The sequence below is a fragment of the Corynebacterium lipophiloflavum DSM 44291 genome (genome assembly GCF_000159635.1).
Taxonomy (GTDB): Bacteria; Actinomycetota; Actinomycetes; order Mycobacteriales; family Mycobacteriaceae; genus Corynebacterium; species Corynebacterium lipophiloflavum.
Window position 1 is genome coordinate 1 of sequence record NZ_GG667225.1, and the last position, 480, is coordinate 480.

General features: G+C 56.2%; 1 pseudogene. It reads right to left on the bottom strand.

Annotated elements, in window-relative coordinates:
* Nucleotides 1-480: pseudogene (locus HMPREF0298_RS11300) on the bottom strand (IS3 family transposase); the annotation flags it as partial.

Here is a 480-nt window from a genome sequence, read left to right on the forward strand (position 1 = left end):
ATTGCCGATCAGGTTGCGCCAGGAGGAATGCTGGTACTGGAAGCCTTGATCGGTGTGCATCATCCACCCGGGTTCAGGTGCACACGCTGCGATCGCCTTGGATAAAGAATCGGTGGTAAATGCTGTCGACGGCGATGTGGCAACGGTGTGAGCGACGATGGAGCGGTCGAACAAGTCCATCACCGGTGACAGGTATATCTTGCGGCCTGCGATTCTGAACTCGGTGACATCATTGACAAAGACGGTGTTTGGCGCATCCGGGGTGAACTTGCGCTCGAGCTTGTTGTCAGCGATGTGGCTGATCGTCCCAGCGTAGGAAACATAAGGCCTGCGTTGGCGGATCTTGGCTCGAAGACCCATCTCATGCATGAGTTTGTAGACGAGTTTGTGGTTGACCACCCAGCTCTGGTTACGCACGCAGGTCCAGCAGCACCCGCCGGTAGCCGTAGCGATGCTTGTTGCGTTCGAAGCTTTCCCGAA